Here is a 15221-nt window from a genome sequence, read left to right on the forward strand (position 1 = left end):
CGGCCAACCGCCCGGCCAGCTCGGCGGTGGTGAGCACCGCCACCGGCGCGGCATCGGCCACCAGGAACCCGATCCGGCTATCCGGCGAAGAAGGATCGATCGGCAGGTAGGCCGCCCCGGTCTTGAGCACCGCCAGCATCGCCGCGACCGCCCCGGCCGACCGCGACAACAACAGCGCCACCGTGCACCCGGGCCCCACACCCTGGGCCACCAAAAAATTCGCCAACCGATTCGACGCCGCATCCAACTCCCGATACGACACCGACAATCCACCACACGACACCGCGACCGCCCCGGGCAGGCGTGCCGCCTGCCCGGCGAACAACGACGGCACGGAAACCGACCTTGGCGCCGGCCCAGTCAGAACCGCCCGATTGCTAAATCCGTCCAACCGGGCACACTCGTCGCTGTCGAGCACATCCACCGACGACAACGGCCGCGAGGGATCAGCCGCCATCGCCACCAGCAGCTCCTGCAGCCGCCCGGCCAAATCCGAGACGTCGAAGTTCGAGAAGGGTTGTCCGACCCCTACCGTGCTCAGGTATTGCTGGTCGCCGAACCCGAGGAAGAACAGCCCGAAGTGGCCGACCGGACCGAACGTGGTGTAAGTCGCGGTCGCCGGTACACCCGCAAGGCTGAGGGTCAATCTGGCCGGGACGAAGTTGACGACTACCCGGTTGGACGCCTGCGGAGCACCACGGAAGCCGCCGTCGCCGCCAAGCATGTGCACAGGGAACCGCTGATGCCGCAGCGCTTCTCGTGAGCGTGTATCGACCTGCTGAAGAAAGTCGGCGACCGTGGCCGTCGGCGGCGCATTCAGCACCAGCGGCACAACCCCGGCGAGCATTCCCGGATGCGTCTTCGACTCCGGATCCAGTCGGCGGCTGACCGGGAAATCGAGCACCACTTCGTCCGAATTGTCAGTGCGAAATCCGCGGACCAGGAGCGCGCAGGCGGCGGTGAGGATCGATGATCGGCGGACGCCCAACGCCTTGGCCAGCTGTTTGATCGAGCCGACCACCGACGAATCCAATTGGACCGGCGCAGAGGGCGCATACGGATCCCGCGCGCTGGCGGCTTGGGTCAACCGATATTCGGATTCGCTCGCCGCCGGGAGGTGCTCGGCCCAATAGGCCTGATCCGAGATGTAATCGGCGGATGCCGCGTACTCCGACTCGCTGGCGACCAGGTCGCGCAACGTGCCGAAGAAGGCGGGAGATATGGCCGCACCGGAGGCAAGCGCGGAATAGACGGCCGCGATTCGGCGGCCCAGCAGGGCTATGCCCAGCCCGTCGATGGCTATGTGGTGACAGCAGGTGAACCAGTAGTACTCATCGGGCGCCGTTTGGAACAAGTAGAAGTTGATCATCGGACCGGTGAGCGGCATCGGAGTCCGTTGAATCGCCGACGTCCTCTCCCGGACCTCGTGCTCGGGATCGGGCGAGTCGCTCAGGTCGTAGAAGGCCAGCTCGACATCGGGGTCGTCGATCGACTTCTGAAAAACCTGGCCGTCTACCTCGAAGAAGCCCGTCCGGATGCTTTCGGCCTCACCTACCACGTGACGCATGGCCTGCTCGAGCAGAGCGCGGTCGACGGGGCCCTCGATCCGCACGAGCACGCCGAGCTGCCACGCCACATCGAAGTGACCCGTTTGCTGTGCGAGCCAGATATCCAGCTGCGCCCGCGTCAGCGGTAGTGCACGGTCACCGAATTCCACTAAATCCCCCCGAAAGCCTTCCCGACTCCTTCATACCTAGACCGTCTAGACATCACAAACCAGCAGCGGAGAACCTGTCACGCATGCCCTTCGGACGAATGTCGGGCCAGTTCTGTTCGATGTAGTCGAGACAGGCCGCGCGGTCGGCCTCTCCGTACACCACTCGCCAGCCGGCCGGGACGTCGGAGAAGGTGGGCCAAAGGCTGTGTTGTTCCTCGTTATTAACTAGTACGAAAAATTTGCCACTGGCATCATCGAATGGATTGGGCTGCAACTGACGACCTCCTACAACAGAGATGAAATACGCAGAAGCGCTGCGCGCGCAGCACTAGAAGTGGTGCAGCGCTTCAGGATTGGCCGTTAGTTTCGACCAGCATGCCGACCTGCCCACCGGCACGATGCGAGCGCCGATGAGGTTCGCGGAGATCCCCGCCGTGACGTGACCGTCATGGCTGCGGTTCTGGCCCCAGTTGTGTCCCCGACCCGAATCGCAATACCGTCCGCAACGTCAACGGTAACCCTGGAACCGCATGCGCCGCTCCGCGGGGGCTTCCGTCGGCGCACCAACGAACCGCCAACAGGCGGGCACCACGACTTTGGATGTCGCACTCCACGGCTCCGCAAGTACCCGGCTGCAGGTGCGGTCAAACCTGTGAATTTCGTTCCTGCATAAGAGATTCGCAACCGCTACGTTCTCGTCACTGCGCAAACCGAACGTTTGTCCCGGCACCCGTTCGCCCGGAGGACAGGCGTCGCCACATCCGGCGCGTGACGATCGCAACGGTCACCATTTGCCGACGTCGGGGTACCGCATTGCTGGAGCAACAGCGTGCGCTTTGCGGCAAGCACCCGTTCGGCAGAATCCACGGACACTGGCGCTTGCTGTCGTTTGACCCGAACCGTGACCACCGCTGGGATCGAACGTTGCTGGCACAGGGAGGAAAATTCAAGCTCGAGACTGAGGCAGCGGTGCACGCGCGTGTCACACCGCATTGGCGGGGCGTTCATATCCGTGGGCGCGGACGGAGTTGTTCGAAGTTGTTGCAGGTAAAGACGATTCGTGGCTCAAGACGGACTCGCCGGTCTGCGGAAATGTGAATTGATGCACAGGCCACAATTCCCTAGTGCGGTTGTTTAGACTCCCTCTGCCGCGGGTAGAGCTGCGCCAATGTGGGGGTCAGTGCTGGGGCTGGGCATTCTGGCGGCACTCAATCCGGTGCGTCTGGGCCTCGCCCTCTTGATGATCTCCCGGCCGCGACCCGCGCCGAATCTGCTTGCCTACTGGGTCGGTGGCCTCACCATATGTGTGCCCGAGCTGCTTGCCCCGCTGATGCTGCTCAACTTCACATCCACGTTCGGCTCCTTCCGGCACGGTTCGGCCGCCCCGGCCGCGAACTCCGCCCTCCCGCACATCCAAATCGCGCTCGGTGTCCTCGCGTTGTCGATCGCCGCGGTGATGGCAGTGCGCTTCTCGACGCGGCAGCGGGCGGAGGGCCGCGTCTCGAGCAATGCGCCGGCCTCGGATACGCCGATCGCGCTCCCACGATTTCTGAGCCGCGCACGGGACGTTCCCGACGAAGAGCGCGCCGGAATGCGCCGCCTGCTCCACCGCGCCCACCAAGCCTGGGAGAAAGGATCGCTGTGGATCGCCTGGGTGGTCGGGCTGGCCTCGGTGCCGGTCGACGGCGTGCTCTTCATCCTTGCGATCATCGTGGCGTCGAGGGCGGCCGTTGCCACGCAGGTCGGCGCCTCGATCGCGTTCGTCGTCCTGATGTATTCCGTCGTCGAAATGATCTTGGTGGGTTATGTGGCCGCGCCGGCTCGAACCCAGGCCGTCCTGCGGCAGCTGCACGACTGGGTGCGCGCCTACCACCGGCAGATCCTCCTAACCGTGTTCACGGTGGTCGGGGTCACGCAGCTGGCCCAGGGCGTGCACCTCCTCTGAGCTATCGGATTACTGGCCTGGGTGAACGGGTAATGGTTGGACTGTGGAGAGCCAACACCGGTTCGAGGTGATAGCCCACGAGATGGACCGAAGCTCGTCGGGTGGCTCGTTCTTGCTCCTCGACCGCGACCTGCGAATTCGAGCGGCAAGCGTCGCATACGAGCAGGTCACCCTCCGGGAACATGGCGAGTTGCCCGGTCGGTACCTCTTCGACGCGTTTCCCGATAATCCCAACGATCCGCAAGCGAACGGGACGGCGAACCTCGCGGCGTCCCTGGAGGCGGTGATGCGGACCCGGCACGCCCACGACATGCGGGTCCAGCGCTACGACGTCCCCGACCCCGACGCACCCGACCATTTCGTGCCGAAGGTATGGAGTCCGACCAACGCTCCCCTGGTCGACCATGGCGAGTTGGTGGGCGTGGCGCACTGCGTCGAAGAGATCTCCGAAGCAAGGCAGCTGCTCGCTGAAATGGCTCGCACGGCCGATGAAGGCGGCTGCTGGACACCCGCCGAAGTGCTTCATACGCTCGAAGCGATCAACGCGGTGGAAAGCGCCCGCAGCGATGCACGCCTACAGGCTCTGGTCGCCGAGAACGAGCAACTGCGGCGCGCCATCGAAACGCGCGACACGATCGGCCAAGCCAAGGGCGTATTGATGGAGCGATTCGACGTCGACGCGACCGCCGCGTTCGGCCTGCTGGTCAAACTCTCCCAAGACACCAACGCCAGGGTCGAGCAGATCGCCCGCAGGCTGGTCGAGATAGACCATCCCCCCTCTTAGAGCTGAGCTCATACAGACAGCACCGGGACTTGATGGAGCCCGTCAGTATGCGCTGTCGCGCGAACGGTGGGCGGGGTGTGACGACAGCTCCGTGACGACGGAACGGCCTTGCCCGCGAGGAGATTCCCGCGCGGCCGCCACGAGGATGTCCACACCGTGCGCGATCCCGGTCGCGATGTCGTCGACCGCGGGCACATTGTCGGGGCACACACACACGCTCACATCCAATTCCTCGCCACGGGTGGTCAGCGCGATGTTCAACCCATTTTCCTCCGACAGCGGCGCCACGGTATGCACGCCAACGACCCTGGCCCCGGCACAGTACGCCGGCACCGGCTCGAAGGCGGTATAAGAGACGCTGCCGTGATAGATCGGTTTGAGCTGGTGCCGCAAGCCGGACCGCGTGTAGAGCTGCATACCCAGATTGGCCACAGCCGGCGGGATGAGCGACGCTATGGCGTCCACATCGTCTGCAGGAGGCCGCCTTTGGCGGCTATGACCCCGAAGGGCGTTCAGTCTTTCGGTGGCGGTATGGAGGTTGGCGAGGACCTGTACGGGGTCGTCGAGGTGCACTGGGATGCGAAACCGTCCGCTAGTCAGCGCCTTTCCCCTTTTGGGGGGATCGCTGGCCGGCAATTCGAAAGGCATCCGCATCAGCAGCGGATCCGTGGGCACCTTGTCGTGACTCTGCAGCCAGGCGCGCAATGACAGTGTGCAGGCCGCCAGAACGACGTTGGTGATGCTGCCCCCGAAGGCGCTATTGACCGTTTTCAGGTCTGCCAGCGGGATCGAGGCGAAGGCCACCGCGCGCCGCTTGGTCAGCGGCGCGTTGAGCAGCGTGTGCGGTACCGGACCGCTCATCGACGACCCGCCGTGGGCCATGGGATCCCGTCCACTCGTGCCGAACAACCGGCCACTCACCGCCCGCAGCGCATTGGACACGGCCTCGGCGATCAGCCACCCGCCGGTGACATGATTCTCGACCATCTCGGCCACCAAATCGACAACGAGCTCGCCGACCGAAGGCGCCGCGCCTAACGTCGACTCGGACGGCAGGCTTCGGTCAGGATGGGCGCGCGGTTTACGAGTCAGCAGCCGGGGCCACATCGACGCCGCCCCCGCGACCCCGTCATTGAGTGCGGCTGACATCTTTACCGCCAACGCCCAACGGCCGTCGAGCAGGCCGTCGACGCTCCACGCTTCCCACAGCCGGTGACGGCTATCCGGTCCCCGAGCGGTCAATTCCGCTACGAGCTCGGCAAGTTCGCGCCGCCCACCGGGAGGGCGAACCGTTGCGCAATGGATTTGTGGGAAAGGGTCATAGTCGTCGATCTCGGCCCACACTGGCTGCCCCATGCCCAACGGCTTTGCCACCAGGCGGCTGCGGAAGCGCGCCAATTGCGGCAGCGACGCGGCCACCAGCCGATGTAGCTTCTCGTGGCTGAGCACGGTGGACGGATCATCGACGATGACCAGCGTAAGCGTGTCCGCAGGTGCCTTCGAACTCTGTGTGTGCAGTGACAGCGCGTCGGTCCCCGCCAATCGCGTCACCATCGGTGCACCATTCCCTTCGCCACTATTCCTTTCGAGCAGTGCCCAATCACCTTGGACGACAGAGTGTTACGAGGCTCGCCAAGTTACTCTTTCAGTTCGCGGAGCTGGATCTCGAGTTCAACGGCGTGTACGACGACGCTGGAGGTTGGGGGTCCGCCCCGGCTTCAGTCAGTTCGGACCCGCACTGTGACTCCCAGCGCTCCCGCGCGGTGTCCCTCGTTATGCGGCTTTCCCGTTCCTTGCCGCTGACCATGAGCAGGGTGTCGACGTTTGACGAGTTGCCCGGCGCTGCGGCCGCCACCACAATTGCGTGCGCGCGGTCTGGTTGAGCACAGAACGGAACAACCAGCAATACAATCGTATTTCCTTGCACGCCAATGACTTCGACCGTGTTGTGTGGCTGACCGCGGTGCGCGTCAAGGTGGATCACGCGACCACCGCACCCGAGCTCGGCGCCCGCCACTCTCCAGTCATTCTGGTTGAACAGCACACAACTGACCGCGCCCAGGCGAATCGACAGAGCCGCGATCAGACCTGGCAACTCCTCCGTGAAGTCGTCGCTGTGCGGCCACCACGCACCATCGACGTACCCGCTCGCCGGCGCCTTTGGCTTGAGCCGCAAGCGCGGGGTGTGCTCCGGTGGTACGTGTCGGCGCTGCGCATCGAGATGGTCGATTTTCGGCGTCATTGCGACGCTCCCGTCTTGACCGCGAGACGGCCAATGATTCGAATCGACGCCCACCTGAACCAGAACGATCACAAACGGAAAACCGATGATTCGCTTCCAACCCTACTCCGAACTGCTCGACAACAACGAGAGCCAGCAACCAAGGCGCCGCCCGGCGCGGTCAGTCCACCACAAGGCCTGGCGACGCACAGCACGGGCCGGACCACGGGTCGAGCCACATCCCGGGAACGCTGAGTTTCCGCTGCCGGGGCGCCAAGACCGGTGGTAGCCGCTGAATACCGACAATTCGGAGAGTGGTGCTGCGTTTGTTCACACAGCGAAATTTCGACGGCGGCCGGCCTGGTGCTGACTGCTTAACACCACAGTTGCGCACCAACGGCCGTCTAGCAGCAAACCCAGAACGCAACCTGCCCGATTCGCCACTGACTTTCAGGGTATGCCATCTGCGGCAAAGACAGAAGACTTGGACCTCGGCCGCCGCGCCAGCACACGCGACCTCGCTGGCGAATCGGAAGATATTGGCGCATCATCGCGCCATGAGACGAGTGGTGAGCGCCGAGATGGACGTTGAAATCACCGCGTCCACGACACTCGAATTTCAGATTGCTGTCGCTCAGCATCCGCGCCTGGAGGTCTCCGAGTCGCTGAGTTTCGTCTTGAACGGACAGCCCATCCAGCCTCTGGAAGTCGGCGGAGTGCATGGCAACCGCATCCACAAGTTCGACGCACCGGTCGGCACCCTCAAAGTCGACTACTCCGCCACCGTCGTGGGTCGAACCGACCCGGCTCCGGTGACCGAATATGACCTGTCGATGTATCTGCGGCCCAGCCGCTACGCCGAGTCCGATAAATTCTATGGTTTCGCCGCAACGGAATTCGGTAACGACCGCGATTCGGCCACGCTGCTGGAGCACGTGAGCTCATGGGTCGGCACCAGACTGAATTATGTTCCCGGCTCCAGCGATCCGATCGACGGGGCGGTGGACACACTGCTCGCCGGTGAAGGTGTGTGCCGCGACTACGCGCATCTGGTGGTGGCACTGCTACGGGCGGTTTACGTACCGGCCCGCTTGGTGTCCGTCTATGCGCCGGGCGTGTACCCAATGGACTTTCATGCGGTGGCGGAGGCCTTCGTGGAGGGGCAGTGGCGGGTTGTCGACGCGACGCTGCTTGCGCCGCGGCAAACCCTGGTTCGCATCGCTACCGGTCGTGACGCCGCCGACACCGCGTTCCTCGACAATCACAAAGGCGCGATCACGCTCAACCAGATGCTGGTGACCGCGGTCGTCGATGGCGAGTTGCCCGTGGATTCCATCGACCAACTTGTTTCGATCCGCTGAGAACGGCCCCGAACGGCGGACCACACAACCGTCTTGGTGTGGCCCGTTGTCGACCGCCCGAGTAGGGTACGAATTGTCGGCGATACTTCGTACCTGACTAGTCAAAGTCATCTCGTCGCCGATTCGAATGATTTGGCCGTTTCGCGGTCAAGGCGGGAGCGTCGCAATGACGCCGAAAATCGACCATCTCGATGCGCAGCGCCGACACGTACCACCGGAGCACACCCCGCGCTTGCGGCTCAAGCCAAAGGCGCCGGCGAGCGGGTACGTCGATGGTGCGTGGTGGCCACACAGTGACGACCTCGCCGCAGAGCTGCCAGACCTGCTGTCGGTGCTGTCCGTTCGACTCGGACCGATTGGCCGCGTGGTCTACAACGTGAACGAATGGACAAGGCCACCCGCGAAATTCCTCACCGGAGGGCGAACGGTGCGACTCGACGGATATCGCCGTCAGCCGGTCAATACCGTCGGAGTCCTCGGCCTCAACGGTCCCAAAACCGTCTTGTTGGTCGTTTCACCGGATGCCGACCCAGACCGGGCGCATGCCATCATGATGACCGCGGCCCACCCAAGCGATGCTTCGACCGTCGAGGGCCTCATGATCGGCAGCGAGAAAACGGAAACCCGCGAATAGGGTCGTCACTTAAAGATCCTTGGCAATCAGTGAATCCGGCCGCAGGACGGCTTCATGCCGGGCCCGGACGGTGTCAATCCTGCGGGCCCTGAGGTAACGGCGCCACGCCAGCGCGCCGCGAGCGGCGCACTTCGAACATCTGCTCGCCGCGGGCCGTGCGGACAATGCAGTCGGCTGTGTGGAAAGCGTGCGAATCGCGGTGTGCCGCATACACTGGCAGGCCGGCGGCGCGGCGCAAGACCATTACCGCGAGGGCGGTACCGGTCCGGTGCGGGACGATCAGCAGCTTCGCCCGCGCATCACGGCCATCGACGGTCATGACGTGCGGGCGTGCGCCCAGTCCCCAATCCCAATTCAGGTCGTGCTGGCGTTGCAAAGATGACCAATTGACATTGATGTCGAGGACCTGCCCTAATGGCACGTCCAAGATAGACACCAATTCGGTCAGCTCTCGCGAGATCAGGCCGGTACGGGGCCACCATGCTCCATCGATCTTGTTCCCGAGTCGGCCGGCCAGGGTGAGGCGTACCGGGCTCGCGGACCGCCGTTCCCCACCCGAATTGATCGTGCGGGGAGTCGGGTCTTCAACCGAGAGCGTCGTCCCGTCGCGCGATTTCTCCACGGCCTCACTGCTGCGGCCTATTGTTCGATCCAGCTGGGCCCCAATATGATTGGTAAACGGCGTTGTGGGCTTCACGGGCAATCCTTCGCAGCTTGAAACGATCAACCCGCGAAACGGGGCCGACGGAGGAATTGCATTGCCCGTGATCTCGATGGGTAATTACTTCCAAAGGTAATCACTTCCGAGACTACCGCCGACAACGAAACAGCTCGTTACCGACGTTACGCCACTATCTGCTCCGGTGTCGCCGGCTGGACGGCTGCGCTCGGCCCGCCCGCGCGGTCCGCGGTCAACCACAAACTGTCACTTGCCGATTGAAAAGCCACGATGAGCAACGTGCACCGCGATTCATCGGCCGTCTCGCTGCCCGTGGGGTTATGCTTCCACTATCGTGGGTTTGTCGAGTACCGCCCTCTTCGGTAGCCGTCTGCGATAGCACGCTAGACGACGGGAGCGTCGCGGTGGCGCTTGTTACTTCCAGCCCTTCCAGCGCCACCCGATTGGTTCTCTGCGAACGTGACGCCACCCCCGCTGCGGTGGACGGGGCGTGGTGGCCAAAGAGCCTCGACCTGAGGCTAGAGCTACCCGACCTGCTTGCGGTTTTCGGTTTATGGATCGGCGCGGTGCACCGAGTCATTTACGACTCGAGCGCATGGTTGCCCGCGCCGGCGCGGCTTATTCGCCATAGCGAAATGGTCTCGTTGCATGCATATCGGCTGGTTTTCAGCGACACCATCTACCTCATGGGTACGCATTCGCGCGACGCGGTGTTGTTCGTGTTGGCGCCTTCGAATTCCGAGGAGGCGCAACGTGTGCTCGGCGAGGTCTCCTCTTGCGCACAACCGATGAATGCGGGACGGATGCGGCAACTTACGCGCCAATGCTATTCCGGCACCGACTTTTTCGAGGAACCGGCGCGATGACAAGTCGCCGCCCGGCTTCACCAGCCACCCGCGGAATGGCGGCGAAGGCACAAACAATACGGCCGTTCGGCATGGTGGGTCACATAATGACCCTCGCACTGCGCAACCTGCGCTATGGTGGTTATCACGGTTGACTCCCCAGCCGCTCGGAACCGTCCGGCGGCGATCTCTTAGAGGTCCCCGCTGCAACGGGTCTGCATTGCCCGGCTGATCCGACGGTAAACGGAGTTTGTGCGTCCGGATCGATAATGGCGGAGGCCCATTTCTCTGCGCCTCGCAGACAACACGCCGCACCTGGTAGTGATGCCGCATGCCTCACCCATTTCCCCGTATGCTTATACCTTTAGTTGGCCTGAATCCTTTGACTCGCTTCGACCGCAACGACGGCCCTTGGGGAGGAGCCTTGAAAGGGACGGGCTTCCGCGGCATCCATCCGTGTGCCGGCGCTCAAGTGATTGCGGCCGGCTCAATACTTCGACGCTGGAGTCATCACGCGTGCGCGCTGCCGAACGCTTCACCTCGAAGTGGAAGGTCGACGCGGCACCGAAGCCAAAGGAATGGCCTTGAGTAGATTCACCGAGACCATGTATGACACCGCCCAATCCAGCTCGAAAGGTCTGGTCACCGGCGAGCCGAACTGCCCGGTCCGGCATACCTGGGGCGAGGTGCACGGGCGTGCCCGCCGGATCGCGGGTGGCTTGGCCGCCGCCGGCGTCGGCCCCGGTGATGCCGTCCCGGTCCTGGCCGGTGCCCCTGCCGAGATCGCACCCACCGGGCAGGGCGTCTGGATGCGCGGCGCCAGCCTCACCATGCTTCACCAACCCACTCCCCGGACCGACCTTCGCCGTTGGGCCGATGAGACCATCGCCGTCATCAAAATGATCGGTGCCACAACGGTCGTCATCTCCGACCCATTCATGGCCGCGGCCCCACTGCTGTCCCAGCTGGGAATGCGAGTACTCCAGATCGAGGGGCTGCTCGACAGCCGACCAATCGGTCCGGTCGAGACCGCCGAAGACGACGTTGCGCTGCTGCAGTTGACCTCGGGCTCCACCGGGTCGCCCAAGGCGGTACGGATCTCACACCGCAATGTCGTTTCCAACGCCGAGGCGATGTTCCTCGGCGCAAACGTCGACATCGATACCGACGTGATCGTGAGCTGGCTGCCTCTGTTCCACGACATGGGCATGACCGGGTTCTTAACCGTGCCAATGTATTTCGGCGCAGAACTGGTCAAGGTCACGCCGATGGACTTCCTTCGCGACACGTTGTTGTGGGCCAGGCTCATCGACAAGTACAGGGGCACGATGACCGCGGCGCCGAACTTCGCTTACACGCTGTTCGCCAAACGCCTTCGCAAGCTGGCCCGGCCCGGCCAGTTCGATCTGTCGACCCTGAGATGGGCCCTCTCGGGTGCCGAACAGGTCGAGCCCGCCGACGTCGAGGAGCTCTGTGAAGCTGGCAAGCCGTTCGGCTTACGTCCGGACGCGATCCTGCCCGCATACGGCATGGCCGAAACCACCGTGGCCGTGTCGTTCTCCGATTGCGGCGCAGGCCTATTGATCGACGAGGTCGACGCCGACCTGCTCGCCGTGCTGCACCGAGCGGTCCCTGCCACCAAGGGCAAAACCCGGCGACTGGCCACGCTTGGACGTCTGCTCGAGGGGCTCGAGGCGCGCATCGTCGACGAAGACGGCGCCATCCTGCCCGCCCGGGCTGTCGGCGTCATAGAGGTGCGTGGTGAGCCGGTGACGCTCGGTTACGAAACGATCGCCGGATTCGTCGCGGCACAAGACGAACAAGGCTGGTACGACACCGGCGATCTGGGCTACTTCACCGAGACGGGCCGCCTTGTAGTCTGCGGCCGTGTCAAGGACGTCATCATCATGGCCGGGCGAAACATTTACCCGGCCGACATCGAACGCGCCGCCACGCGAGTTTGCGGGGTCCGGCCAGGAGGCGCCGTGGCGGTACGACTGGAGGCAGGTCATTCGCGCGAGACGTTCGCCGTGGCCGTGGAATGCGAGAATTGGCAGACCCCGGCCGAGGTGCGCCGCATCGAGCAGCAGGTGGCACACGAAGTGGTCGCGGAGGTCGATGTCCGACCCCGCAACGTGGTCGTGCTCGAACCGGGAACGATCCCCAAGACGCCATCGGGCAAGCTCCGGCGCGCCCACGCGTTGGCGCTCGTCGGCTGAAGTCCTCCGGGCGCGGCGAAGAGTAGATTTGTCGTTCATCCGCGGCACGGGAGGAGGGCACGTGACCGAGTTCGATGCCCAACCCGGTCGCAAAACGCCACCAAAGCCCGACCTCTCCCCCACCGAACGCGAGGCTGACGAGGCCGATTTGCATGCCGGGCTCAACCGAGTGGCCGCACTCGTGGCCGGCGCGCAGGGGGTGATGGACCTGCTGCGAGACGTCGCGGAGTTCGCCGCGCAAGCGATCCCCGGCGTCGACGGTGCGGGCGTCGCATTGATCGATCAACGTCTCGGCATTCCCAGCGCCCAGACCTGGGCAGCGACCCAGTTACTGGTCCAGGAGATCGACACCATTCAGTACGAAGAGCTGAACGAGGGGCCGTGCATCACCTGCATGCAGTCCCGGCGACCCACGGTCAGCGGCTCGCTGGGCAGCGACAGTCGTTGGCCGCATTTCGGTGGACGCGTGGCCCGGATGCGCATCCACTCCGCGCTGGCGCTGCCGCTCGTCGTCGGCGATGAGCTGATCGGCTCGATCAACGCCTATGCGACCCGCCGGGACGCCTTTGCCGAGCACGCCGTCCGGTTGGGAGCCCAGTTCGCCAAGCCCGCGGCGGTCTCGGTTTACAACGCGCAGTTGTTGGCCAGCGCACAGGAACGGTCAACGCGACTGCAGCGCGCGCTGAACAGCCGCGCAGTGATCGATCAGGCGATCGGCATCATCCGTAGCCGGTCGGGCGCCAACGCCGAGGAGGCCTTCCAACGCCTCTCCCGCATCAGCCAGGTTGAGAACATCAAGCTGCACGCAGTCGCCGAGCGGTTGGTCGACGAGGCCGTGCGGCGAGCCCGGTCGCGGCACCACTGAACCGCTTAATGCGCTGGCCCGGCGGCTAGTTCGGCCAGGGCGGCCAGCAGGATAGGGCGGGAATCCCGATCGGTCATCAATCGGCTCGCAACGTCGGTCAGGCGTTGGCGTTCGGCCCGCGCATAGGTGCGCAACAGGTGGAACGCCTCCTCGACCGGCACATCCAGCGTTTCGTGCAGGAACCCCTTGGCTTGCTCGATGATGACGCGGCTGGTCAGCGCGGATCGCAGCCGCGGCACCACGGTGGCCGGGGTCGGTGGATGCTCCTGCAGAATCGCGACGCACGCGATGTGGGTCAGCGTTTGGCCAACGAGCAGATCGGCGCCGTTGAGCTCGCCGCTGCGGGTGCCGAATAGACCGAGCGCGCCCAACACGAGTCCGGCTGCCCGCATCGGGACCGCGTGCACCGAGGCGAAGCCCGCATCGAGTGCGGCCGGAACAAATCGTGGCCACCGCTCCGTCGCCAGTTGAATGTCGGCGATGGAGACCGGTTCGCCGGTGGCGTAGCAGTCCACGCACGGACCTTGGTCGGCTTGCAGCTCGAAGAGTTCTATCTCGCGGGCCTGTCGCGAGGTGGCGGCCAACAAGCGAAGCTGACGGAGCGGATCGGCGAGCAGGAACCCGGCGGCCTCGATGTCGAGCAGCTCGGCGCAACGCTCCGTGAGCCCCGTCAGCAATTCGACCACGTCGAAGTCGTCGAGCAGGCTATCGACCAGCGAAACGACGGCGTTCAGCACGCGGGTTTCCCGGGGGGTATCAGTCACGACGTGCCTCCTTTCAAAAATTTTGAGTCCGCCAAACGCGCACTAGTCCGGCTCGAGCCTCACGCGGCCGTCGAGAATGTCGCGGGCGACGTCGGTAGCGCTGCGACCGGTCGCGTAGGCGTGGGCCCTCAGCCGGACCAATGCCTCGGCAGGCTCAAGCTCCAGCTGGGCGACCAGCACGCCGGTGGCCTGGCTGACCTCCGCGCGGCTCAACACGTTGAGTTCGGCCCACGCATTGCTGTCGGGATCGCTAACGGCGGCCTGCAAGTCGCCTTCCAACAAATCCAACAGCGGGATGGCGGCGAGCTCCGCGGCGGCAACCGCACCGACTAAGGCCTCGTCAGGCAGCGGGCCCGGTTCCGTCCGGAACAGGTCGAGCGCGCCGACGAATTCGCCGGCCACGACGACGGGTATCGCGTGGACGCCCCTGATCTCGTTGGCCAGCATGGCGGGCCCATACGCGGACCAGCGAGTCTCTGCGGGATCGGCGAGATCGACGACCAGAATCGGAATTCTCCGGTTGACAGCGTCCAGGCACGGTCCCTCCCCGAGTACGAACTGGAGTTCGTCGTACTCGCGTGCCGCCTTGTCGCTGGCGCCCAGGGTTCCGCTGCTCGCGCCGTCGAAAACGAGCGAAATCGCCGCTGCGGCAACGTCGAACAGATTTACGCAGGCCTCGCACAAGCGGTCAGCCGCGTCTACCCCCCGCCGGCCATCGACGGCGGCGAGGAGCTGCTCGTGGATCGCCACATTCAGCCGAACGGAGGCCGGCCGGCCGCAGAAGCGCCCGCGGATCCCGGCGAGGATGTCATTTGCCCACCCTTCCACTAATCGCGACGCCTGACGAGCCACGATCAGATTCGCGATTGACCATCGGCGTCCGCAAGAGAATCGTCAACGTGATCGCCGGGACGATCCCACGAGGTGGCCACAGGTCAAAACCACGACGATTCGGGAGAGCAATGAGTTCTGAACATGCGATAGAGAAAGTGCCGCTGTCGGAGATCCGCGAGGGTGACATGCTGCAAGATCCCACGACGGGCAGGTGGATCAAGGTGACGCGCACGGCCGATGACACCGCCAGCGGGCCCCATCGCGTCTATTACGGCGACGGCGGCGAAGAGATCGATGCGCGGTATGTCACGGGCCTCGTCAATCGCCAGGTTCGGGAGTAACGAAACCCGCTC

The 15221-nt window shown here is 64.4% G+C and carries 15 protein-coding genes; 8 read left to right on the forward strand and 7 right to left on the reverse strand.

What is annotated here, in order from left to right; all coding sequences use genetic code 11:
• Positions 1-1717 (reverse strand): condensation domain-containing protein (locus A5756_RS01945; RefSeq protein WP_156659145.1); only part of this gene is annotated, 1717 nt, incomplete at its 3' end.
• 52 nt (positions 1718-1769) lie between these two features.
• The gene (locus A5756_RS25195) at positions 1770-1991 is read right to left on the reverse strand and encodes an MbtH family protein (RefSeq protein WP_082948354.1); all 222 of its coding nucleotides are present in this window, start codon (positions 1989-1991) and stop codon (positions 1770-1772) included.
• Positions 1992-2897: 906 nt separating this feature from the next.
• On the opposite strand from A5756_RS25195, the gene A5756_RS01950 reads away from it, so the two are divergent.
• Entirely contained in the window at positions 2898-3662 is a 765-nt protein-coding gene (locus A5756_RS01950) for a GAP family protein (protein WP_231989250.1), read from the forward strand.
• 43 nt (positions 3663-3705) lie between these two features.
• On the forward strand, positions 3706-4446 hold the full coding sequence (locus tag A5756_RS01955; protein WP_066946088.1) for an ANTAR domain-containing protein: 741 nt from the start codon (positions 3706-3708) through the stop codon (positions 4444-4446).
• A 42-nt stretch (positions 4447-4488) separates the two neighbouring features.
• On the opposite strand, the gene A5756_RS01960 is transcribed toward A5756_RS01955, so the two are convergent.
• Both A5756_RS01960 and A5756_RS01965 read right to left on the reverse strand, forming a co-directional pair.
• Positions 4489-5997, reverse strand: a complete 1509-nt coding sequence (locus A5756_RS01960; RefSeq protein ID WP_232005307.1) for a wax ester/triacylglycerol synthase domain-containing protein — start codon at positions 5995-5997, stop codon at positions 4489-4491.
• Between the two features lie 94 nt (positions 5998-6091).
• Positions 6092-6688: a DUF5994 family protein gene (locus A5756_RS01965; protein WP_232005305.1), complete on the reverse strand. Its 597-nt coding sequence runs from the start codon at positions 6686-6688 to the stop codon at positions 6092-6094.
• 536 nt (positions 6689-7224) lie between these two features.
• Here A5756_RS01965 and A5756_RS01970 point away from each other — a divergent pair.
• Both A5756_RS01970 and A5756_RS01975 read left to right on the forward strand, forming a co-directional pair.
• Entirely contained in the window at positions 7225-8028 is an 804-nt protein-coding gene (locus A5756_RS01970; protein ID WP_066946097.1) for a transglutaminase family protein, read from the forward strand.
• A gap of 166 nt (positions 8029-8194) precedes the next feature.
• Entirely contained in the window at positions 8195-8662 is a 468-nt protein-coding gene (locus tag A5756_RS01975; protein ID WP_066946100.1) for a DUF5994 family protein, read from the forward strand.
• 73 nt (positions 8663-8735) lie between these two features.
• Here A5756_RS01975 and A5756_RS01980 read toward each other — a convergent pair whose 3' ends face one another.
• Positions 8736-9359: a DUF5994 family protein gene (locus A5756_RS01980; RefSeq protein ID WP_231989249.1), complete on the reverse strand. Its 624-nt coding sequence runs from the start codon at positions 9357-9359 to the stop codon at positions 8736-8738.
• Positions 9360-9745: 386 nt separating this feature from the next.
• Between A5756_RS01980 and A5756_RS01985 the strand changes: the two genes are divergently transcribed.
• The 3 genes from A5756_RS01985 (at position 9746) to A5756_RS01995 (ending at position 13270) form a co-directional block, all read left to right on the forward strand.
• Positions 9746-10207, forward strand: coding sequence for a DUF5994 family protein (locus A5756_RS01985; protein WP_066946102.1), 462 nt, complete (start codon positions 9746-9748; stop codon positions 10205-10207).
• Positions 10208-10770: 563 nt separating this feature from the next.
• Positions 10771-12405, forward strand: a complete 1635-nt coding sequence (locus A5756_RS01990; protein ID WP_066946253.1) for a fatty acyl-AMP ligase — start codon at positions 10771-10773, stop codon at positions 12403-12405.
• Positions 12406-12466: 61 nt separating this feature from the next.
• A complete protein-coding gene (locus A5756_RS01995; RefSeq protein ID WP_066946105.1) occupies positions 12467-13270 on the forward strand; it encodes a GAF and ANTAR domain-containing protein in 804 nt (267 codons plus the stop codon).
• 5 nt (positions 13271-13275) lie between these two features.
• On the opposite strand, the gene A5756_RS02000 is transcribed toward A5756_RS01995, so the two are convergent.
• Together A5756_RS02000 and A5756_RS02005 are read right to left on the reverse strand one after the other, a co-directional pair.
• Positions 13276-14034 carry a GAF and ANTAR domain-containing protein gene (locus tag A5756_RS02000; RefSeq protein WP_066946108.1) on the reverse strand — a complete coding sequence of 253 codons (759 nt, stop codon included), beginning with the start codon at positions 14032-14034 and terminating at the stop codon, positions 13276-13278.
• A gap of 42 nt (positions 14035-14076) precedes the next feature.
• A complete protein-coding gene (locus A5756_RS02005; protein WP_066946256.1) occupies positions 14077-14784 on the reverse strand; it encodes a GAF and ANTAR domain-containing protein in 708 nt (235 codons plus the stop codon).
• Between the two features lie 212 nt (positions 14785-14996).
• Here A5756_RS02005 and A5756_RS02010 point away from each other — a divergent pair, with 212 nt between their 5' ends.
• Entirely contained in the window at positions 14997-15209 is a 213-nt protein-coding gene (locus A5756_RS02010) for a hypothetical protein (protein ID WP_156659147.1), read from the forward strand.
• Positions 15210-15221 lie beyond the last annotated feature (12 nt).

Origin of the sequence: Mycobacterium sp. 852002-53434_SCH5985345 (assembly GCF_001667155.1) — a bacterium.
GTDB lineage: Bacteria > Actinomycetota > Actinomycetes > Mycobacteriales > Mycobacteriaceae > Mycobacterium.

Coding starts and splice junctions, on each gene's coding strand:
- A5756_RS01965 (WP_232005305.1), bottom strand. CDS start 6,688: ATGACGCCGAAAATCGACCATCTCGATGCGCAGCGCCGACACGTACCA.
- A5756_RS01970 (WP_066946097.1), top strand. CDS start 7,225: ATGAGACGAGTGGTGAGCGCCGAGATGGACGTTGAAATCACCGCGTCC.
- A5756_RS01975 (WP_066946100.1), top strand. CDS start 8,195: ATGACGCCGAAAATCGACCATCTCGATGCGCAGCGCCGACACGTACCA.
- A5756_RS02010 (WP_156659147.1), top strand. CDS start 14,997: ATGAGTTCTGAACATGCGATAGAGAAAGTGCCGCTGTCGGAGATCCGC.